Source organism: Kocuria carniphila (assembly GCF_004136555.1).
Classification (GTDB): Bacteria; Actinomycetota; Actinomycetes; order Actinomycetales; family Micrococcaceae; genus Kocuria; species Kocuria carniphila.
This window is the reverse complement of the sequence record NZ_NOIT01000009.1, coordinates 103,739-125,271: the sequence shown is the minus strand read 5'-3', so window position 1 is coordinate 125,271 and position 21,533 is coordinate 103,739. Positions and strand designations below refer to the sequence as shown.

19 protein-coding genes, 1 tRNA gene and 1 other RNA gene are annotated in these 21,533 nt (G+C 62.5%); 17 read left to right on the top strand and 4 right to left on the bottom strand.

Annotated elements, in window-relative coordinates:
* Positions 1-134 precede the first annotated feature (134 nt).
* The 7 genes from EWV37_RS08240 (at position 135) to EWV37_RS08210 (ending at position 3,951) form a co-directional block, all read left to right on the top strand.
* Positions 135-800: a TetR/AcrR family transcriptional regulator gene (locus tag EWV37_RS08240; protein ID WP_095796245.1), complete on the top strand. Its 666-nt coding sequence runs from the start codon at positions 135-137 to the stop codon at positions 798-800.
* A gap of 59 nt (positions 801-859) precedes the next feature.
* Positions 860-1,153 (top strand): type II toxin-antitoxin system VapB family antitoxin, encoded by a 294-nt coding sequence (locus EWV37_RS08235; protein WP_016997782.1) that lies wholly within the window; start codon positions 860-862, stop codon positions 1,151-1,153.
* A gap of 149 nt (positions 1,154-1,302) precedes the next feature.
* On the top strand, positions 1,303-2,028 hold the full coding sequence (locus tag EWV37_RS08230) for a GAF and ANTAR domain-containing protein (protein ID WP_129700950.1): 726 nt from the start codon (positions 1,303-1,305) through the stop codon (positions 2,026-2,028).
* The gene (locus EWV37_RS15530; RefSeq protein WP_193554308.1) at positions 2,025-2,375 is read left to right on the top strand and encodes a hypothetical protein; all 351 of its coding nucleotides are present in this window, start codon (positions 2,025-2,027) and stop codon (positions 2,373-2,375) included. Before EWV37_RS08230 ends, EWV37_RS15530 begins: the two co-directional genes overlap by 4 nt.
* A 70-nt stretch (positions 2,376-2,445) precedes the next feature.
* Positions 2,446-3,180, top strand: a complete 735-nt coding sequence (locus tag EWV37_RS08220; RefSeq protein ID WP_129700949.1) for a GAF and ANTAR domain-containing protein — start codon at positions 2,446-2,448, stop codon at positions 3,178-3,180.
* Positions 3,181-3,298: 118 nt separating this feature from the next.
* Complete coding sequence (locus EWV37_RS08215; protein WP_129700946.1) at positions 3,299-3,661, top strand: hypothetical protein; 363 nt, start codon at positions 3,299-3,301, stop codon at positions 3,659-3,661.
* Positions 3,658-3,951, top strand: a complete 294-nt coding sequence (locus EWV37_RS08210; RefSeq protein WP_095796241.1) for a hypothetical protein — start codon at positions 3,658-3,660, stop codon at positions 3,949-3,951. Before EWV37_RS08215 ends, EWV37_RS08210 begins: the two co-directional genes overlap by 4 nt.
* A 10-nt stretch (positions 3,952-3,961) precedes the next feature.
* On the opposite strand, the gene EWV37_RS08205 is transcribed toward EWV37_RS08210, so the two are convergent.
* Both EWV37_RS08205 and EWV37_RS08200 read right to left on the bottom strand, forming a co-directional pair.
* Positions 3,962-5,572, bottom strand: coding sequence for a FumA C-terminus/TtdB family hydratase beta subunit (locus EWV37_RS08205; protein ID WP_238663156.1), 1,611 nt, complete (start codon positions 5,570-5,572; stop codon positions 3,962-3,964).
* Between the two features lie 172 nt (positions 5,573-5,744).
* Entirely contained in the window at positions 5,745-7,079 is a 1,335-nt protein-coding gene (locus EWV37_RS08200; protein WP_165189323.1) for a plasmid pRiA4b ORF-3 family protein, read from the bottom strand.
* Positions 7,080-7,302: 223 nt separating this feature from the next.
* Here EWV37_RS08200 and EWV37_RS08195 point away from each other — a divergent pair, with 223 nt between their 5' ends.
* The 3 genes from EWV37_RS08195 to EWV37_RS08185 all read left to right on the top strand — a co-directional run bounded on the left by EWV37_RS08195 (position 7,303) and on the right by EWV37_RS08185 (position 11,234).
* Positions 7,303-8,562 (top strand): endonuclease/exonuclease/phosphatase family protein, encoded by a 1,260-nt coding sequence (locus EWV37_RS08195; RefSeq protein WP_238663155.1) that lies wholly within the window; start codon positions 7,303-7,305, stop codon positions 8,560-8,562.
* A 27-nt stretch (positions 8,563-8,589) separates the two neighbouring features.
* Positions 8,590-10,533 carry an ExeM/NucH family extracellular endonuclease gene (locus EWV37_RS08190; protein ID WP_238663153.1) on the top strand — a complete coding sequence of 648 codons (1,944 nt, stop codon included), beginning with the start codon at positions 8,590-8,592 and terminating at the stop codon, positions 10,531-10,533.
* A 308-nt stretch (positions 10,534-10,841) separates the two neighbouring features.
* Positions 10,842-11,234 (top strand): hypothetical protein, encoded by a 393-nt coding sequence (locus EWV37_RS08185; RefSeq protein ID WP_129700940.1) that lies wholly within the window; start codon positions 10,842-10,844, stop codon positions 11,232-11,234.
* 535 nt (positions 11,235-11,769) lie between these two features.
* Here the strand turns inward: EWV37_RS08185 and EWV37_RS08180 are convergent.
* Positions 11,770-11,854: transfer RNA gene (locus tag EWV37_RS08180), tRNA-Ser, on the bottom strand.
* Between the two features lie 193 nt (positions 11,855-12,047).
* Between EWV37_RS08180 and ffs the strand changes: the two genes are divergently transcribed.
* From ffs to EWV37_RS08145, 7 genes are all read left to right on the top strand, one after another.
* Positions 12,048-12,144, top strand: an RNA gene (gene ffs / locus EWV37_RS08175) — signal recognition particle sRNA small type.
* Between the two features lie 64 nt (positions 12,145-12,208).
* Positions 12,209-15,436 (top strand): DNA polymerase III subunit gamma and tau, encoded by a 3,228-nt coding sequence (locus EWV37_RS08170; RefSeq protein ID WP_129700937.1) that lies wholly within the window; start codon positions 12,209-12,211, stop codon positions 15,434-15,436.
* A gap of 21 nt (positions 15,437-15,457) precedes the next feature.
* Positions 15,458-16,063, top strand: coding sequence for a recombination mediator RecR (recR, locus tag EWV37_RS08165; RefSeq protein WP_095796236.1), 606 nt, complete (start codon positions 15,458-15,460; stop codon positions 16,061-16,063).
* A 110-nt stretch (positions 16,064-16,173) separates the two neighbouring features.
* Positions 16,174-17,460, top strand: a complete 1,287-nt coding sequence (locus tag EWV37_RS08160; protein WP_095796235.1) for an aspartate kinase — start codon at positions 16,174-16,176, stop codon at positions 17,458-17,460.
* Between the two features lie 114 nt (positions 17,461-17,574).
* Positions 17,575-18,054 carry a MarR family winged helix-turn-helix transcriptional regulator gene (locus EWV37_RS08155; RefSeq protein WP_129700935.1) on the top strand — a complete coding sequence of 160 codons (480 nt, stop codon included), beginning with the start codon at positions 17,575-17,577 and terminating at the stop codon, positions 18,052-18,054.
* The gene (locus tag EWV37_RS08150) at positions 18,047-19,030 is read left to right on the top strand and encodes a 3-methyladenine DNA glycosylase (RefSeq protein ID WP_238663151.1); all 984 of its coding nucleotides are present in this window, start codon (positions 18,047-18,049) and stop codon (positions 19,028-19,030) included. Before EWV37_RS08155 ends, EWV37_RS08150 begins: the two co-directional genes overlap by 8 nt.
* Positions 19,027-19,398 carry a Rieske 2Fe-2S domain-containing protein gene (locus EWV37_RS08145; protein ID WP_095796233.1) on the top strand — a complete coding sequence of 124 codons (372 nt, stop codon included), beginning with the start codon at positions 19,027-19,029 and terminating at the stop codon, positions 19,396-19,398. The genes EWV37_RS08150 and EWV37_RS08145 overlap by 4 nt, the downstream gene beginning before the upstream one ends.
* A gap of 110 nt (positions 19,399-19,508) precedes the next feature.
* On the opposite strand, the gene EWV37_RS08140 is transcribed toward EWV37_RS08145, so the two are convergent.
* A complete protein-coding gene (locus EWV37_RS08140; protein WP_338032818.1) occupies positions 19,509-21,329 on the bottom strand; it encodes a glycoside hydrolase family 15 protein in 1,821 nt (606 codons plus the stop codon).
* Between the last annotated feature and the right edge of the window lie 204 nt (positions 21,330-21,533).

Sequence of the window (21,533 nt, the reverse complement as noted above, 5' to 3'; positions counted from 1 at the left end):
CCTGAAAGATCTCAGTGAGATCGCTGCGCCTGGATTACATCTGGCACCCCGTGCCGTTGAATGTAATGACAGACCGTCACCCGCCTAGGTCAGACCTTCCCCGCTTTACTGACAGAATCAGATAAGGTGTCATCATGCCCCGCATTACAGCCTCCAGTAACGCTGCCCAGCGAGAGCGCACCCAGCGTGCGATCCTCACCGCGTTTGGAGAACTGCTCTACACCCAAGGGCTCACCGATCTGACCATGACCCAGGTGGCAAAGACCGCGGGCGTGGGGCGCACCGCCGTCTACAACTACTTCGCGGACATGGGTGAGCTGCTGGTCGCCTATGCGCTGGACGAGACCGAACGGTTCGTCGCGGATCTGGAGCGGGATCTGACCGAGACCGACAATCCCATCGATCAGTTGGGCATCTACGTACGGGCACAGCTTGAGGACATGAGCCGCCGTCACTTGCCCCCCGGCGAGGCGATGAAGACCGTGCTCGCACCCGAGGATTTTGCCAAGCTGGGCGCGCACGTGGGCAAGCTCCAAGGGGTCCTGGTGGGCATCCTGGAACGCGCCATGTCCGAGGGTTACCTCCCCCGTACCGATCCCGCCCAGCTCACCCAGCTCGTGCACGGTTCACTCGCGTCCACAGCGGACCGCAGTCATGGCGCCGAGAGCGAGCGAGCTCAGAAGGAACGGACCGATGCGACCGTTCTGTTCATCCAGCGTGGCCTGGGCGCCCAGTTCGATCAGAACTTCCGCCCCGTTCAGTTGCCTTTGGCGCGACCGGCCTTGAGCGTGGTTTCGTAAGAAGTCCCCCCATCGGAACCACACCTCATCGCAGGAGCGCAACACATTAGGCTGAACCAATGATCTTCAAGGCCGTGGGCGATTCACGCCCCTACCCCGAACACGGCCTGGTCACACCCTCTGACTGGTCGAAAATTCCACCCAAGCAAGTGAGACTCGCCGACCTGGTGACCACACAGTCCATGCTGGATCTGTCAAAACTCCTGGACGCCGATTCCACTTTTTTCGGTGACCTTTTCCCGCATGTCGTCTCCTGGAACGGCACGCTTTACCTGGAGGACGGCGTCCACCGTGCCCTCCGTACCGCGCTCCACCATCGCTCGGTCATCCACGCGCGGGTGCTCGAGCTCTAAGAATCACCTGTCACCTTCCCGAGTGAAACCGCACTTCCCGAGTACAGTGGTTCGTAAGTTGATTTTCTGACTTCGGCTGGAAACTCACATATCACTTTGGGGCAGATGCCATCCCACTTTGACCGGCCACCCAAAGAACTGCGCACATCATGTCATTTGATTCCACACCCGTTGAACTCAGTAGGATCTTCGCGCACCTGTCCGGGATGATCCTGAACGAGAAGGACGCCACCTCTGCGGCCAGCAAACTCGCTTGGGCCGCTCATCAGACCGTTCCCTCCGCAACCGGCGCCGGCTTCTCCCTCCTCGATGAAGATGGCAAGCGACTATCCAGTGCTTCCACCGATCCCACCGTGGAGGCGATCGACGCTCTGCAATACGAATTGGGACAAGGCCCCTGCTTGAGCGCATGGGCAACCGGTGAACCCCAACGTGTAGACGACACCGCCACCGAAACCCGCTGGCCGGATTGGATCGGGGCCGTGTCCTCCATGGGGATCGGATCGATCCTGAGCTCCCCCATGATTTACCGAGGACGTCATGTTGGTGCCTTGAAGGTCTACGCGGCAGAGCCCCATGCCTTTGGCGAGACAGAGGTGCACCTTCTAGGATTGCTGGCCGATGCCGCTGCCACGCTGCTGGGCACAGCGCAGAGCATCGACACCCCGGTGCGACTGAGTAAAGCGTTGACGGACGCTTTGACCACACGGGACACCATCGGCTTGGCTGCGGGTGTCCTCATGGCTCAGGAGCATTTGAACCGGGATGTAGCGCGCACCCGTTTGCTGGAACGGGCGAGAACCAGCAATCGCCGCGTCATCGACGTGGCCTCCGAAATCTTGACTGATTGGGAGAAGCAGGGCGAATCACCGTGAAATCACATGAGTCCGATGACGCTTCTGTCGGCTACGAACAGGCGCGACAGTTATTGGCGACCATGCGCGCAGCCAATATAGACCAAGGTCGCTTGTGGCTGTACTTCTTCAGCGTTGGTGGGAGCATCAGCGAGTTCGAGATGGACGCCTTCCTCCACCACTCCTTGGTCCTGCCGCGCCTCCAACGCGACCTCCTCGCCCAAGCCGCTAATGAACTCCTCGCAGAGCAGGCTCCCCCTCGGGCTCCGTACTCGGCCGATATCCTGCGCCGTCGAACCTCACCGGTTGACGGGCCGACTCCCGATGAACGGGAAGACCCTGAAGGCAAAGAGGTCGTGGAAGACTAGACTGGGCTGAAACTTCTGGCCCCGAATCGATCCGTTCGGGGAGTTCGGCACAGCTGCAAAGGAGCAGTCCATGACCGACCGCGAGGCCGACGACCTTTCACACGAGCAGATCCAACAACTGCTGCTCGACAGTGAAAACATCTCCGAATTTCTCAACGTTTTCACGGTCAACCTGGCCCGGACTATTTCCGATAACCGGAACGAGGTCTATTGCTCAGTGACCCTGTTGCGCCCCAAGCGCACCACTCCAATGGCTTCTTCGCACGAGCTCCTGGAAGACCTTGATGAGCTCCAGTTCCATCACGGCGATGGTCCCTGCCTGACCGCAGCCCGGGACAAACAGGTGGTGTACGTCCCCGATACTCGATCGGATACTCGCTGGCCGGAGTATGGGAAAGCCGCGGCGGAAATGGGAACCTACTCGATTCTGGGGGTACCCATGGAGCTGGAAAGCGGGGCCGCCGCGGGACTGGATGTCTATGCGACCCGTCCCCGCGCCTTCGACGTCCCCGCGGTGGAGCTGATCGAGCAGGAAGTCGCGGCCGTCTCCAGCGCACTGCGTCTCGCTTTGAGGTTGGAAAGTCAGCGGGACGTAGAAAAGGACCTGACGGCCGCCATCAACTCACGCACGGTGATCAACCTTGCCGTGGGGATCGTCATGGGACAGAACCGATGTTCGCAAGGTGAGGCCGTGGATATCCTCACTGCGGCCTCCAACCACCGCAATATCAAGCTGCGTGACCTCGCCGCCGAGCTGGTGGCAAAAATGGGCGGCGGGCCCGGTCGCACTCATTTTGAACGTTAACACTTTGCGTCCAAATTACCGCTTATCTGGGAAAACGTTCCCTACTCACTGGTAGTCCAATGGGCTTAGCTGTAGGTCAAGCCGCGGCCACCCCCTAACATGGAGGAAGGCTGCACGAGTGGACCATAAAATTTCTGTAACCGTCCAGATCGACATGGACGGAAAAAATATCCGGATCATCACCGCAGGATGCCTGACCAGGTTTAGCCAGTCGGCTCTTCTGCCCCTCATCCGCCGGGCTCGCAAACTCACGCCCGGCATTCACGTCACCGTAGACGCAACCCCCACGCGCCATGTTGACGCGGCTGGATTGGAGTTGCTGCGCGATGCCGTCGATTACGAGGTATCCCTAGGCAACGGGCCACCCGTTCAATTCGTGGTTCCCGCCCACCTCCCCCGCCATCACGCAACTGTCGGCATAAACGCATCTAACACTTACACGAGCCTGGTAGCAGCGCCCCACGAAGAAGGTGCATTATGAGCGAAATCATCATTCCCACGACCCCCTCGAGCACTCCCCAAAGTGCGCCCACTGACTCCCGACGGCTCGACCCCGCCAGCACCTTCCTGGCTCCAGCAGATCAGTTCCCCAGCGAGCTGGCAGACCTTGACTTGATGACGGTAATGGCCCTTCATGGCCGGGTATGTCGGCAGCTCGAACGCGAATACCTCACCAATCCGGAGGGCGCAGATCCTGCCACGCTGGATCGCGTCGAGGAATTGACCGAAGAGCTCGATGAGCGCCAAAAGTACGCATCGGACTTTGACTAGGCCCGAAACATCAGGGGTGATCTACCAGCCGAGTGCGACCCAGGGGGACAACGGTCGCACCTCCATCCTGGAAGAAGTCGTTGCCCTTGTCATCGACAACGACAAAAGCGGGGAAATCTTCCACAGTGATCTTGAAGACTGCTTCCATTCCCAGGTGTTCATAGTCGAGCACCTCGACTGACGTGATGCAGTCCTGAGCCAACCGGGCAGCCGGTCCGCCCACCGAACCCAAATAGAAGCCACCATGGCGTTCACACGATTGGGTCACGGAGGCGGACCGGTTGCCTTTTGCCAGCATCACCAATGAACCACCCCGCGACTGGAAATCTTCGACGTATCCGTCCATCCGGCCACCAGTGGTCGGCCCGAACGATCCGGACGCCATGCCATCCGGAGTCTTGGCCGGCCCGGCGTAGTAAACGGGGTGTTTGAGCATGTAGTCGGGCAGGTCTTCGCCCCGCTCTAGTTTCGCGCGCATTTCCGCGTGGGCGATATCGCGGGCCACGATCAGAGTCCCGTTCAGGGATACTCGCGCGCCGACGTCGCACTGGCTCAGTCGCTGCCGAATCTCGCCCATCGAGGTGTCCAGGTCAATGGTCACCACATCCTCCGGACCGGTCAGTTCTTCCAGCCCCGCGCTCGGGATGAACCGGGCGGGGTCCCGCTCGAGCTGTTCGAGAAAGACTCCGTCCGAGGTGATCTTCCCCAGCACCTGACGGTCCGCCGAGCAGGACACCGCGAGCGCCACGGGGAGCGAACCGCCGTGGCGTGGCAACCGGACAACGCGCACATCGTGGCAGAAGTACTTACCGCCGAACTGGGCGCCCAATCCCAGCTGCGTGGTGAGTTCGAAGACTTTTTCCTCGAAGTCCATGTCGCGGTAGCCGTTTCCCAGGCCTTCACCGTGATCGGGCAGGGTGTCCAGGTAGTGGGCGGAGGCCAGCTTGGCGGTCTTCAGCGCGAACTCCGCGGACGTACCACCAATGACAACCGCCAAGTGATACGGCGGGCAGGCCGTCGTCCCCAGGCTTTCGATCTTCCCCCGCAGGAAGTCCAGCATCCGCTGCTCATCCAGGAGCGCTTTGGTCTCCTGGTAGAGGAAGGACTTATTGGCACTCCCACCACCCTTGGCCATGAAGAGGAACTCGTACTGCGCTCCTTCACCCAGCGAAACCTCTATCTGGGCAGGCAGATTGGTTCCCGTATTGACCTCGTCCCACATGGAGACCGGCGTCATCTGGGAGTACCGCAGATTGAGCTCCTGGAAAGCGTCAAAGATGCCGTGCGAAAGGTACTCGGCGTCCTTGCCGTCAGTGATCACCCGGTGACCCCGCTTGGCCGCAACGATCGCCGTGCCGGTGTCCTGGCACATGGGCAGAACACCCCCGGAGGACACGTTGGCGTTCTTCAACAGGTCCAGGGCCACGTAGCGGTCATTGGGTGAGGCCTCCGGGTCGTCCAGGATTCGCCGCAGCTGTGCCAGATGATCGGTCCGCAAGAAATGGGATACATCGCTGAACGCCTCGTAGGCCATCGCTTTGATCGCGCTCGGGTCCACCTCCAGCCACGATTCGCCGCCCATCTCGCGGAGCCGCACACCATCTTTTGCAACGAGGCGCATCTCAGGCTTCTGCGGGCGGCGGGGAAGTTGGTCCACGTAGTGAAATTCAGGCTGACCCATATCAATATATTGGCATAGCGAACAATAGCCGGCTAGAGGTATCGAGCATCACTTGCTGCGATAGACACCTTGATGAGTAGTGGTGAGAGGTTGGAGTTCAGAAGACCCATCATTATATTGAATATCTAAGAACATCCGGGCGGAGCAGCGCGGCTTGAGCCAGAGCCAGGGAGCCTTCCTGGGAAACAATCGAAAGCTCCCATGCATCCCGCCCAAGCGCGCATGCTGTATCCCGGGTGACCTCATACACCTCGAACGCGGAGACTGGAGACTCACCCGGCGGGGCCCAGCCGAGCAGCATCAGCTGGTCGGCTACCCAGTCGCCGTAGGTCGAATCGGGTATACCAGCGGCTCGGTGGAGTAGGCACAACCACCCAGCGTGACGGTCGAAATCGTCCCGGCCCAGGGGCAACTTCATGGCGATGTAAAAGAAGAGTTCACGCGGGTCGCCTGACAGCTTCTTTCCGATCTGCGTCCGACTGAGCTCTCCTTTGCGGACCTTCAGCAACCCCAAGTGTGTGAGGGTCCGCCGGTAGTCCTGAACTGGTCTTGTGTGTTGCTCTCTATTGTTTTGACCTATCCACGACGGCACGCCCAGGGTCGTTGCCAGCCGTTTGACCACGGTGGGTGGGAGCCAACCCGCCTTACTCAGCGTGACGCCGTCATCAACCGCGTCCAGGAGCAGTTGAAACGGCCGAACCGCGTCGGCCATTTCTTGTTCCGTGGGCGGATGTTGGCTGAATTCGGTCATCTGCAACGTCACGAGTAGTTCTTTCCGCGTAGCAGATGAGTCGATCAGCTCGATCAGCTCAGGCCTTACATCGTCCAGTGGCTGCGGATTCATCAGCGCGTTGACCACGCGGTTATGCCGGTCCACGTCGAAGCGTTCCGGATCCCATCCCGGTGGGCACCAATCCAACAGCATCCGTTGATGCTCATCAGGGCTAGTCGCCTGGCGAGCCCGCAAGAGTTCGCCATAGCCGGGGATCCCTCCACAATCCTCGGGTGGGCAGGCCCGGGCCCCGTCGAGCACATGGGGCACCGTGGATTCAATGCTCGGCAGGATCTCCTCGAGAGTAATTCGATGTTCCCAACCGTCCCCGAAGTCATAGTCGTACATCAGCTCGTCACCGACTGAGCGCAACACCTGGCTGACGCGCACGGAGCCCTCATGAATGCCCGCGTCTGAACCCTCGATCAAGTCGATGTTCGTGAGGAACGGCGCATTGTCTTCAACTCTGAACGAGTGCAAATGGCAATCCAGCCACCCCATAGCGGCGTTGACGATCGTGTGGAGATCGGGCAATCGAGCATCCTGCCCCACGCGGATGCGCCGCCAAATGACTGGCTCTATTCCAAGAAGTTCAACCCTGAGCACGACATCCCCAGGATTCGAGGCTGGCTCCGCCAACTCAGGGGGCGCATGGACACGACGACCGAAAGACATGCTTCGAGTCTGCCGGACATCCGTCATCGTGAACAGGTCATGTCAGGCATGGGCTGAACATCAGCCTCACGGTGATCAGCGAACTCACCCCTCCCCGGGACTCGCGTCGCCAGTACTCCGCAACACAGCAGCCCGCCACCACCAAGTTTTTACTTCCCCGCCACGACCTGGTCGTTTATCGCGCTTATGCTCAAGGTCACTGTGTGTTGACCTGGAGGTTCGTATGCGTGCTCGATCTCGCGCCCTTGTCGTTTCGTCGGCGGGTGCACTCGCCGTTGCTCTCGCCGTGAGCGCCGCGGCACCGGCCGTGGCTGGTGAAGGTGGGCGAGCGGCGTCGTCGTCGAAGAGCACGAATGCGACCGGCGACAAGCACGGGCTGCGCGTGGCCACGTACAACGCGTCCCTGAACCGCAATGAGGCGGGGCAGTTGCTGCGCGACCTGTCCACGCCGGACAATCAGCAGGCCAAGAACATCGCGGAAGTCATCCAGATCAACAACCCGGACGTGGTGCTCGTCAACGAGTTCGACTACGTGCCCGGTGGCCAGGCTGCGGAGGCGTTCCGCAACAACTATCTTTCGGTCGGGCAGAACGGTCAGGTACCGGTGGACTACCCCTACTACTACGTGGCGCCGGTCAATACGGGTGTGCAGTCCGGGCTGGATCTCAACCAGGACGGGCAGACGGGCGGGCCCGACGATGCTTGGGGCTTCGGTCTGTTCCCCGGCCAGTACGGCATGGTGATCTACTCCAAGTATCCGATCGCCCACGATCAGGTGCGCACCTTCCAGAATTTCCGTTGGCAGGACATGCCCAGTAACCAACTGCCCACCGACTACTACACGCGTGAGCAGGCCGAGCAGCTGCGGCTTTCGTCCAAGTCCCACTGGGACGTGCCCGTGCGCATCGGCAATAAAACCGTGCACGTTCTGGCTGCACACCCCACCCCACCCAGCTTCGACGGCCCCGAAGACCGCAACGGCCGCAAGAACAACGACGAGATCCGCTTCTGGGCCGACTACGTCACGGGCAACAAGACCACCTCCTACATTTACGACGACGCCGGGCACCACGGTGGCCTGCCGCGCGGCGAGCGCTTCGTGATCGTGGGGGACTACAACTCCGACCCCAACGACGGCGATTCGTTCCCGGGTGCCATCGGCCAGTTGCTGAACAACTCGCGGGTGCGCGATCCGCAACCGACCTCAACCGGAGCCACTGAGGCGAGCGAGCGTCAGGGCGGCGCCAACCTGGCCCACGAATCCGATCCCGCACGCGACACCGCCGACTTCAATGACAACCCCACCCCCGGCAACCTGCGCGTGGACTACGCGTTGCCGTCCAAGAATTTGCCGCTGCTGGATGCCGGTGTTTTCTGGCCAGCGCCCGGTCAGCCCGGTTCCGAACTGACCGGCGAATACCCGTTCCCGACCTCCGACCACCGCCTGGTATGGGTGGACGTCAAGGTTCCGGGCAAGCGATAGCCCCTCACCACAATCTGGAGATCACTCATGCCCGTATCCATGTCCAAGCCCTCGCTGCGGACCCGCATTGCCGCTGCCTCCACCGGAGCGGTGTTGCTGTGTAGCGGCATTGCCGCGGCGCCCGCCTTCGCAGCCCCGGCCACCGACACCGTGTCCATCGCCGAGATTCAGGGCACCGGAGCCGAGACTCCGCTCAAGGGTCAAACCGTCACGACTGAACCCTCGATCGTGACCGCTGTGTACCCGGGCGATCCGGGCACGCTGGGTGGTTTCGTGATTCAGACCCCCGGCTCCGGTGGGAAGGTGGACATGAGCAAGGCCTCCACCGGGGTGTTCGTCTACACCGGTAGCACGCAGTCCACAGTGTCCGTGGGCGACAGGGTCCAGGTCACGGGCGAAGCCGGGGAGTATCGCGGTCTTACCCAGCTGGAAGGCAATATCGAGATCACGCCGGTGGCCGAGGAGCTCCCCGCGGTGGAGCCCGCCACCAATGACTGGGCTTCCACCGCCGCCACCCGCGAGAACCTTGAATCCATGCTGTACAAGCCCAAGGATAAGTTCCAGGTCGCGGATACCTACGGCCTGGGTCGCTATGGCGAACTCGGGCTGGCCGCGGGGAAGGAACTTCCCGCGCAACCGACCCAGGTCGCGCGGCCGGGCAGCGCGGAGGCGCAAGCTCAGGCGGAGCGTAACAGTGCCATCTCGGTCACGCTCGATGACGGCACCAACCGGGGCTTCGCGGCGTCGCCGACCCAGGAGCCCCGTCAGGTTCCCTATTTGACCCGTGAGGATCCCGTGGCGGTGGGCGATTCCGCGCGCATCACCGAACCTGTGATCGTGGATTACCGCTTCGACAAGTGGCGCTTCCAGCCGACCTCCCCTGTGGTTCCGGGTGAGGAACCGGCGCGCTTCTCGGGCTCGGCCGATCCCAAGTCGGCGGTGGGCGGGCAGATGCGGATCGCCTCATTCAACGTGCTCAACTACTTCACGACCGTGGGCCAGGAAAAGGGCTGCCGCGGCGGCAACTACTCGACCGACGGCACCTACAACGTGGCCCAGAACTGCGATGTGCGCGGCGCGTTCGACCAGGCCGATTTCCAACGCCAGCAGGCTAAGACGGTCTCCGCGATCAACCAGTTGGACGCCTCCGTGGTCGGTCTCATGGAAGTGGAGAATTCCGTCAAACTCGGTGAGCCCAAGGACGAGGCCCTGCAGAACCTCGTCGCCGCGCTGAATAAGGCCGCCGGGTTCAAGAAGTGGGACTTAGTGTCCGTGCCCGACTCCGAGCTGCAGCCCGTGGCCGATCAGGACTTCATCACCAACGCCATCATTTATCAGCCCAAGCAGGTCACCCAGGTGGGCCGAGCCCAGGCTCTCGGTTCCGAGGCCGTTGCAGGGGGCGCTTTCGAAAACGCCCGCACTCCCCTGGCCGCCACCTTCACCTCGACCAAGGGCGGCGGCAAGCACGGCGCCGCGCCCACCACCGTGGTGGTCAACCACTTCAAGTCCAAGGGTTCCGCGCCTCGTACGGGCCCCAACCGCGACTCGGGCGACGGCCAGGGAGCCTGGAACGCCGCGCGCGTGGCGCAAGCGAGCGCCGTCGTCAATTGGATCCCCGAGCTGAGCAAGGCCGCGGGCTCCGAGGACGTGGCCGTGTTGGGTGACTTCAATTCCTACGCCCAGGAGGACCCGATGCAGGAGTTCTACGGCGCCGGCTACGCGCAGGCCACGGAGGACGACTACACGTACGTGTTCGGTGGCCAGGTGGGTTCGCTGGACCACATGCTGGTCTCGCCGTCCTTGAAGAAGCGCATGACCGGCGCGGACGCCTGGAACATCAACTCCGGCCAGTCCCCGCTGCTGCAGTACAGCCAGTACCGCACCACCGCGCTCGACTACTACGTGGCGAACGAGATCGCTTCATCCGACCACGACCCGTACATCGCGGGTTTCCGGGCGGGCAAAAAGTAGCCTTCACAGCACCGCCGACGACGCCGCGGCCACGCTCCTTTCGAGCGTGGCCGCGGCGCTGTTAAACGTGGGAGGCCCGGTGCGGTGACGATGTGCGCCGAACTGGGCGCGGCGGCGTCTGCAGCCTCGGCAGCCTGGAAAACTCGTGCGCGTCATTTTGTGACAATAGTTACTGGCAGGTCATGAGTGTCCTTATGATGTGAGCATCCCCCTGATCGGCGAGGGACTCACGGCCTGGCTGGGCCGTCCTGACGCGGAATATTGGTTCCGAGTTCGGAGAGTTATCGCCCGTAACAAAGGATCCGCGCATGATTGCCGCATCATCCTTCCGTCGTTCTGTGACGACCGGACTCATTGCATTGTTCTTGGCTTCCGGCACCGTTGCCGTCGGCACCGCACCTGCCGAAGCCGCGGTGGTCAAGCCGTGCAAGGCCACCATGTCCGTGACTCAGCCCCGCCAGTACACGAACACGTACGTGAACGTGTCCAAGGTGGGGGCACGTTCCAAGGTCACCACCAAGGCCAAGTACAAGACCACCACGAACACCAAGTACGCGACCGCCTCCACCAAGGGCACCGCGTCGATCAAGTACCCCATCGCCGGTGCAACACCCGGACGCAAGGTGGTTGTGGAGGTATCCGCGAAGCAGGGCAACACGATCTGGAAGTGCACCACGTCGTTCACGCCCAAGAAGCGGTAGCTCCGGGGCTCTAGCCCCACCTGATACCGCCTATGCAGACACTGTTGCCAGGCGCCGGAACGGCTGACCCTCTGCCACCGCTCGCGGCGCACGGAGGCTCGGCGGTGGCACTGCATTCTGGTCGACGGTAGTGCCCTCACACCTGAGCCAGTGCATCCTGATCGACGGTAACGCCTGGAACCGAATGATTCTTGGCTCTATCGTCGATCAGCATGCGGGGTGCGGGGAATCTTGGTCGCACCGTCGATGAGTGTGCAGTCCACCAGTCCTGGACGGCCGAAACTCGGGTCGAATACCACCACAAAGCCGCGGTCTTAGAAGGCCCTGACATCTGTGGCGCGAGAACGCACTTCAGAGTGCCTTTTCGATACGCATCTCGACCTGAAATGTCGTCGGCTACAGAACAGTGCCTCACATGTCCAGGATTGGGACGTGGGTCATAGGTCAGCAACGTGGTGCTGGGCGGATCCGGCACCCCGAACATGAAAGTAGCCCCTGACCGGTGTTTCCACTAGCCAGGGGCTACTTGACAACGCGGAGGATGGGGGATTTGAACCCCCGAGGGCGTTAACCCAACACGCGTTCCAGGCGTGCGCCATAGGCCGCTAGGCGAATCCTCCAGGCGTGCACATTCCCCAACGCGTGGGCAACGTGCGGCACTCAGCATAGCGGAACTCGAAGCCCTGATGCGAATCGAGGGTGAAGCTAGGGCAAAATCCGGACCGAGCGGCGTCGTCGTCGACCGACAGCATGCGATCCGATATGGACGCCCGGTCGGTTTAGAACTCTGCCATCAGTTGAGCTAAAGTAATGGGCAGCCCCTCGTGTGGCGTCATCCTGTTGAACTCCCCCAGGACCGGAAGGTAGCAAGGGTAAATGGGCTCTGGCGGGTGCGCGAGGGGTCTTTTCGTCTCTAACTCCCCAACCGTGCGGTCGCGCTGTGCCTGTCGGTGACCGCGGCTAAAGTTTCATACGTGACTACCGCCCTGTACCGCCGCTATCGCCCGGAGACCTTCGAGGATGTCATCGGTCAGGAACATGTGACCGAGCCCCTCATGACTGCCCTGCGCAAGAACAGGGTCAATCACGCCTATTTGTTCTCCGGTCCCCGCGGTTGCGGCAAGACCACGTCGGCCCGTATTCTCGCGCGCTGCCTCAACTGTGCCGAGGGCCCCACGGCCACGCCGTGCGGGCACTGCGATTCTTGCCGGGATCTCTCCCGCGACGGCGCTGGCTCGTTGGACGTCATCGAGATGGACGCGGCCTCACACGGCGGCGTGGATCATGCCCGTGACCTGCGCGAACGCGCTACTTTCGCTCCGGTGCGGGATCGCTACAAGATCTTCATCATCGATGAGGCGCACATGGTCACGCGCGAGGGATTCAATGCACTCCTGAAAATCGTGGAAGAGCCTCCGGAGCACGTGAAGTTCATCTTCGCGACCACCGAGCCGTCCAAGGTGCTCACCACCATTCGCTCGCGTACCCACCACTACCCGTTCCGGCTGGTTCCTCCCGAGCCGCTCATGCAGTACCTGGAGCTGCTGAGCGAGCAGGAACATGTGGCCACGGAGCCCGGTGTCCTGTCCCTCGTGGTTCGCGCCGGCGGCGGTTCCGTTCGCGATTCGCTGTCCGTGTTGGACCAGCTCATGGCCGGTTCCGATGACCGTGGCATGACCTACGACCTCGCGGTGGCCTTGCTCGGCTACACGCACGCGGCCCTCCTCGACGACGTCGTGGATGCCTTCGCCGCCGGCGACGCCGCCACGGTGTTCAGCGCCATCGATCGCGTGGTTCAGACCGGCCAGGACCCGCGTCGATTTGTCGAGGACCTCCTGGAACGCTTCCGCGACCTGGTCGTGGTCAACGCGGTTCCGGATTCCGCCGCCAACATCCTGCACGGCATGCCCACCGAGCAGATCAATCGCTTGCGCAATCAGGCCAATCAGCTCGGGGCCGCAGAGCTCTCCCGCGCCGCGGACATCACTAACACCGCGCTCAACGAGATGACCGGGGCTACTTCGCCTCAGCTTCACCTCGAGTTGTTGTGTGCGCGCATTCTCCTGCCCTCCGCGGACCACACCACGCGCGGCATCACAGCCCGCGTGGACCGCCTCGAGCGCCGCCTGAGCATTCCTCGCGGCGCCGGTATTCGCCAGGGCGCCCCTGAGACCGATCAGCACGTCCCCACCGACGACGCCGCTCCCGCGCCACAGCACCAAACCGCACCTGAGCGTGCGCCCCAGCCAGCAGCCCCACCGACTGAAGCTCCGCCGTCGGCGGGCATGAACGCCCCGACTGTCGAAGAGCCCACGGATCCTCAGGACGGCACCGAGGAACCGGAAGGAACTTCACACCCGGCAGCCGCAGAGCCGGTTCCAGAGCGCGAACGTGAGACCGGTAGCGACACGCCTCCTGCAGACGGCCGGACCGGCCCAGGCGAACCAGATGCCGCCCACGACAACGGTCCGGTCGATCACGGACCGGAACACCGAGACACCACGCCGGCACGCCCTGATTCGGAGGAACCCGGCCAGAGCCGTGGTGCCGCCCCATCGGGGGCGCCCAGCGGAACTGGCGGAGCTCAGGGCCACACTGCCCCAGCTCAGAGCGCGGAGACTCATGCCTCCGCGGACCAGGGTGGGGAGATCGAGTTGCTGCGCGCATCCTGGCCGGAAATCGTGTCCGCGCTGGCCGAGATCCGTCGCGTCGCCTGGACGGTCACGATGCGTGGCACCCCCGTGACATTCGACGGTCAGACCCTGCGCATCGCTTTCGATGCCGAGGGCGATCTGCTGAACTTCCCGCGCTTCGAGAACGACGTGCGCGCGGCCATCCACTCCGTGCTCGGTATCGACTGCCGCATCGAAGCAGTGCGTCCCGGCGATACCCACGGCGGAGGCCAAAGCGGTGGCGGTTCCGGTGGCCCCACGCGCGGTGGGAATCCCGGTGGTAGTGGACCGGGCGGCCCTGGCCGTGGGGGCAGACAACCCAGCAATGGGCAGGGAAGGCCGGACCAGGCGGGTGGCGGCCAAGATCGCCGCACTCACGAGGGACCCCACGGCCACCAGGGCCACGAGGAACAGCAGTCCACCACCGAGCCGCCCGCATACTTCCGTGAGCAGGAAGGTTTCGGTGCGCAGCGCCGGCGGCCCGCGGCCGAGCCCCAGCAGACGGCTGGGGAGCAGCCCACCGAACAGTCCAATGACCTGGGACGCGATCAGGGAGAGCAAGAGCAAGCCTCCCGCCGCACCCCGCAAGACCGTGAAAGTACCCCGCAGCCCGAACCTGAGCCCTCTCCGGAAGAGCCCGTGACATCATGGTCCGTGGCGAAAATCCCGCAGGGTAGGCCCGCCGAGTCAACATCAGATGCTGACTCCTCGGATCAAGCTGATGAGGCTCAGACGGGGGAAGCTAAAGCGGCTCCGGTCGTGGAAGATTCCTCAGTCGAGTCGTCGGATCCGACGCCCATCTCCCCTGCGGACCTCACCATTGGCACGGGCGAAGATGTTGGCTCTGACAACGCTGACCTCACCAATCCTGAAACGTCGTCCGTGGACACTTCCGGGGACACCCGTGAGGACATGGCCGCCGAATCCCAACCGGTCGACAGCCTTGGGCAGGAACAGGGGCGTGCTCCCAACACCGAGAACACGAGCGACGCTTCGCCATCCGGTTCCGGGATTCGGCAGACAACCCAGGAATCCGACTCAGACCCCGACGGGCAGGAGTCCGCTCAGACATCGGCATCGGCATCGGCATCGGCATCGGTTCAGAATCGGCCGTCAGCGTCCGGCGGGCGGCAGTTCGCTCAGGCTCCCGAGCACCCATCCGAGCCCAACAACGAGTACTGGACGCCCAATGAACCCCCGCCTCCTCCGGAAGAGGAGCCGCCCGCTGACCTCTATGAGACTTCGGATCGTCGCCCGAGCGGATCTCGCGAACAAGCACCTGCCCAGGTCAGCAGCCCTCGCAATCAACGGCCGAGCTTCAGGGAACGCCACGCGGCGGAAATTGCCGCGGCACGGCAACGCCCCTCAGCGCCCCAGACCGAAGACTCCTCGGACACCAACGACGACGAGAACTTCTCGCCGAGTGCGGATGATGAGTCCATCGAGGACTCGTCGTTGTATGGCCGCGCGGCGATTGAACGAATTCTGGGGGGCCTGCTCATCGAAGAGCGCCCCCATCAAGCGAACTAACCGAATCCCCCAAGGAGAACTGTGTACGAAGGCGCGGTCCAAGACCTCATCGATGAGCTGGGAAGGCTCCCGGGAGTAGGACCCAAATCCGCACAGCGCATCGCATTCCACCTGCTCGACGCTGACAAGGACGAGGTCCAGCAACTCGTGGATGCCATCACCACGGTCAAAACGTCCGTGTCCTTTTGTCAGGTGTGCGGCAACGTGACCGAACAAGAAGAATGCGCCATCTGCCGTGACGCTCGCCGCGACCGCACCGTCATCTGTGTGGTCGAGGAATCCAAAGACGTCATGGCCATCGAACGCACCCGCAGTTACCGCGGGCTCTACCACGTGCTCGGTGGGGCTATCTCACCCCTCCAGGGTGTGGGCCCCGATCAGTTGCGCATCCGTGAACTCATGACGCGGTTGTCGGACGAAACAATCCAGGAGATCGTGCTGGCTACGGACCCCAACCTGGAAGGTGAAGCCACCGCCACATACTTGTCCCGCATGCTCAAGACCCTGGGTATCCGGGTCACCCGTTTGGCCTCGGGTCTTCCAGTGGGCGGCGACCTGGAATATGCGGACGAAGTCACTCTCGGGCGAGCCTTCGAGGGCCGCACGGTCATCGCGGAGGCGAACTGACTTCCCAGCTTCGCCTCATTGGACTCCGAAACGATCATGGTTGCGCAAACGGTTAGCATGGACGCCAAACCACTTGATCGCGTGATTCTTGCGCAGTCCGAGAGGAATGTATGAGCCTCATTGTCCAAAAGTTCGGTGGTTCCTCGGTTTCTGATGCCGACGGAATCCGCCGAGTTGCCCGCCGGGTCGCCGAGACCCGCAACGCCGGCAACGATGTCGTGGTGGTCGTCTCCGCCATGGGCGACACCACCGATGACCTGCTGGATCTGGCCATCGAGGTCGCTCGCAAGCCACCGGCCCGCGAGCTGGATATGCTCCTGACCGCAGGCGAACGCATTTCCATGGCGCTGCTGGCCATGGCTATCTCCGAGGTCGGCGTACCGGCCCAGTCCTTCACCGGCTCACAGGCCGGCATGATCACCGACGGTGACCACGGTGCGGCCAAGCTCGTGGAGGTCAACCCCTTCCGAGTGCGCGAGGCACTGGACGCCGGAAACATTGCGATCATCGCTGGTTTCCAGGGCGTGCACCGTTCGACCAAAGACATCACCACGCTCGGTCGTGGCGGTTCCGACACCACCGCCGTCGCACTGGCTGCCGCGCTCAACGCGGACGTGTGCGAAATCTATTCGGACGTGGACGGCGTGTACACGGCCGATCCGCGCATCGTTCCTTCGGCGCAGAAGCTCGACCGGGTGTCTTCCGAGGAAATGCTGGAATTGGCCGCCAACGGAGCCAAGATCCTGCACCTGCGCTGCGTGGAGTACGCGCGCCGCTTCAACGTGCCCTTGCACGTCCGCTCGTCGTTCAGCCATAACGAAGGCACCTGGGTCATGCCCACGCCCCACGAAAACTTCACGCCGCAGAAGGAGATTCCCTTGGAACAGCCGCTGATTTCCGGAATCGCACACGACCGCACCCAGGCCAAGATCACCGTGGTGGGTGTCCCGGACCGCCCTGGAATCGCGTCCCGTATCTTCCGCTTGCTCGCGGATTCCAAGGTCAATGTGGACATGATCGTGCAGAACGTCTCCACCGGGGATCGCCCCATGACCGACCTGTCCTTCACCCTGGACGAGTCCCAGGGTGACCTGGCCATGAACCTTCTGCGCGCTGCAGAGGAAAAGATCGGTTACACGAGTCTCGATTATGACGATCAGGTGGGTAAGATCTCCCTGGTAGGCGCGGGAATGAAAACGAACACCGGAGTGTCGTTCAAGTTCTTCGAGGCCCTGGCCAACGCGGACATCAACGTGGACATGATTTCGACCTCTGAGGTGCGGATCTCCGTGATCACCGATGTCAGCAAGTTGGACACCGCAGTGCGCGCCATCCACACCGCTTTCGGTTTGGACGCGGATAACGAGGCCACCGTGTACGGGGGAACCGGTCGCTGAGATTCTCAGACCTTCAGACTTACTGAGGTCACGGGCTGCCATCCAAGTGGCCCGTGACCTACACTTTTAGTGCACAAACTATCGACTAGAGAAGTAAACGCTGGAGAGGCACACATGGACATCCAACCTGGTGAGAACCTTTCCGAGAACACTCCGCACGATCCGATGGCCCTGGGGAACCAGTTGTGTTTCTCCTTGTCCGTAGCATCTCGAATGGTGGTCCAGAGTTACCGCCCCATCCTCGAACCCCTGGGACTGACCCATCCTCAGTACCTGGTGATGTTGTCTTTGTGGGGCTCCAGCCCCCGCACCGTGAAGGATCTGAGTTCCGAACTCATGCAGGATTCGGCCACTCTCTCGCCGCTGCTGAAGCGATTGGAAGCTCGCGGATTGATCTGCCGCGGCCGCGACACCCACAATGAGCGCGCGCTGGCCGTGACCCTCACGGATGAAGGCCGGGCGCTCAAGGACCAGGCTGCCGAAGTACCCCTAGTCATGATGGAACGCATGGGCATCACGCCCGAACAGGTCCACGAGCTCAACACAGCCATGCGGTACATGATCACGCAGGCAGAAGTAGCATCGCGTGCTTAAAGCGCTGTTCCGTGAGGAATGGCTGGAGGCGTCCCAAGTACACGAACAGCGCGTTTCCGGTTTCACCAGGCCGTTTCTGAACCGGCGGCACGAGGGGCGTGCGCACCCCGTGGAAGATTTCTTGTTCACGTACTACACCCTCTCCCCCGCCCAATTCACGCGGTGGCACCCCGGAGTCGGAACCATCCTGTTGGATGCCCAGGACAGAGCGGATTGGAAGTTCTACCGCCCCGCCACGAAGGCCGAACTTCAGGAGGCGAGCGCACCCGAGGGTGCGAGCGGCGTCGTCGTGGATCTCGAAAGCTTTGTGACCAAGCGCGAGACCGCCATTCGCTTCACCCGAGAGTTGCTGTCCAACACCGTGGCCAAGACCGGCACGTTCGACTGTTTCGGTCTGCACGAGTGGGCCATGGCGTACAAGGCGCAGGAGAACGGTGTGCGTCACGAGTACGTGGGACTGAGGCTGGGCGCGGAAGGCACGAACGCCGTGGTGGAATCGCACAAGATCCGCTGCTCCCATTTCGACGCCTTCCGGTTCTTCCAGCCGCAGGCCGTGGACCGCAACGAGCTGCAGCCAACCCGGGAAACGCAACGCCGCATGGAGCAGCCCGGGTGCCTGCACGCCAACATGGACCTCTACAAGTGGGCGTACAAGTTGCTGCCCGCCGTGAATTCCGATCTGTTGGCCGATTGCTTCGAGCTGGCCTGGGATGTGCGCCGCACGGACATGGAGGCATCCCCGTACGAGCTGAGCGAGTGGGGTTACGAGCCTGTGCGCATCGAGACTCCCGCAGGCAAGGCGGAGTATGTACGCCGCCAGCGGGACTTTGCCGCCCGGTCCGACAACCTGCGCCGTCGGTTACTCGCAGTCACCGAACTCCTGCTCCCGGAAACCTGCTCCTCCGAATCCGCCGAGAGCCAGTCCCCACCCCGTCCTATTGGCTACCCCGCGGCCGCTCCGGGAGTTTCACAGTGATCGAGTCGACGTCACCCGGGCCGTGGGAACGAATTGTTGAGGTGTCGGCGCTACCGCAATCCTTTGATTTCGTGACGGCTCGCTGCAGCACAGGGCCTGTTCTAGTGACCCGTGACGCCGCAGGTGCCCTTCATGTCCTGTCCAACACGTGTCCTCACCAACGGGCCACCGTGTGTCGAGAGTCCTCGGGCCGTGCAACACGCTTTGAGTGCCCCAACCACTATTGGCTGTTCGCCCCGGACGGCCGTTTTCTGGGGTCTCGACTGAGCCTGGCCTCAGGGCGGTGCATTGCTGACGATCCGGCCAAGGACCTGGCCCGGGCCGAGGTCACCGTGACCGACGGCTGGGTCATGGCCCGTTTCAGCTGAATCGAGGATCGCCTGCCGTCACCGCCCCGACCAATAATTGCGGCTCGACCAGGGGTCGCCGTCTGGCCAGGGGTTGCCGTTCAGCCAAGAACTACGGCCCGGGGAGATGGTCAGGACTCTGCATCTTGGTCACGCAGTGCAAGGGCCGCGTTGAGCACCGCCAGGTGACTCAAAGCCTGCGGAAAATTGCCCAGGAACGAATAGTCTTCGGGATCGATCATCTCCGTGAACAGACCAAGATCGTTGGACAACTCCACCATGCGGTCCATAAGTTCCACGGCCTGCTCGCGCTGACCGACGGCGGTCAGCGCGGCGACAGTCCAGAACGAACACGCGACAAATGCGCCTTCCTCGGCCTCCATCCCGCTGTAGCGGTACATCAACGGCCCTCGACCAAGTTCTTGCCGGAGTGCGGCAATGGTCGATTCCATCTTCGGGCCGCGGTCGAAGCCGGTCATTGCGTGTAACAGTACTGACGCATCGAGCTCGTCGGTCCCCGGGTACCAGACGTATGCTCCCCGTTCCGGATTCCAACATTTGGTGTCGATCCACGTCCTGATGCGCTGTTGTTCGGCCCGCCAGCGATCCACACAGCCGGAGATGTGACCGTCCTCCGCCAGCCGCACGGCACAATCCAACCCGTGCCAGCACCCCATTTTGGAGCTTGTGTAATGGCGGTGTTCGGGCAGTTCCCACATCCCCGAATCGGGGCGCCGCCACACGTCGCAGATCGCGTCCGCGAGATCGGCCAACATACGGGCAGTGGCCGTGTCCAGCACGTTACCGCCTGCCACGTAGCGGTGCGCCACGTCGAACACGTCCCCGTAGACACCCAGTTGTAGTTGGTCGGCCGCTTCATTGCCCGCCACGACCGGGCCGATACCGCGCCAACCTGGAACGTCGTACTCTTCCATGCGCGCTTCGGGGACTTCGCCGTCCAGACGGTTGAGCACGTATAGGTGGGGCACCTGGGCCCGTACCAGCCGAAGCAGCCAGGACACTTGGGCGTGCACGTCCTCCTGCTCCCCGAGCTGCAACAAAGATTGCAAGGAATAGGTGGCGTCACGAATCCAGGCAAAGCGGTAGTCGTAATTCTTGGTGCCCGCCATGTTCTCGGGCAGGGATGTGGTCGCGGCCGCTGCCACGGACCCTGAAGGACTGTGGCTCAATAATTTGAGCACCAGGGCACTGCGTTGGACTTCCTCACCGTAGGGTCCGTCGTAGTCGAGCAGATCCCCCCACCGCCGCCACGTGTCCCGAGTCATGTCAAGGTTCTTGCGGATCTCACGTGGAGCCGGTAGCCGTAGGGGTTCGCCGTGCGTGGCCACCACCGCGAGCAAGTGCTGCGAACCAGGGGTGGTTCGGAAGGATCCCGACATCTGCTGTTCCTCGATCGTGCTCTCACCCACGTGTTCACCGCACACCCCCACCGAGACCTGATTGGTGCGCAGCACGGGCTTGCCCGCTGTGACATCAACCCAGGGAGAGACCGTGTTGAGCATGGTTCCCGGGGCCACACGCCATCGCATGGGAACAGTTCCCTCCAGGCCTTGCACCGCCCGCGCGAGTTCGTTCCAGGGCAGTCGCCCGGTCGAACCAACGTTCAACGAGTCGGTGACCTGCACCCTCCCCGAGGGAGTGGTGTACGTGGTCTGCAGAATATTGGTGCCCGAGAGATACTCACGTTCGACCTCGAACCGTTCGTCCGGACATAGTTCGATACATCCGCCGTGCTCTGCATCCAGCAATCGCGCGAAAGTGGGGGCCGAATCCAAATCAGGAATCGGGTACCAGTCCACGGATCCGTCATGGGAGATCAGAGCAACCGTGCGACCATCACCGACCACCGCATAGGAGCGCAGATCCACGTACCCATTGCACCGGGGTGACAGCTCGTTAACCGACACCGCGTTGCACCGCATTGCATTCATCCGACTGCTCCTCACATCGCGCTCATCACATACATCAGTGTGCTGACCATCGTAGGAGAGCCCCGACCGCCGGGCCACTTCGGCGCCTCCATCAGCCCGGAACGAGACGGAGTCACACGGCCCCGCACCCAACAGTCACCGGTCCGGGGACCCGTCACTTCACACGCTGCCATGGTCGAGCTTGCAGACCGATAGGATGGGCAA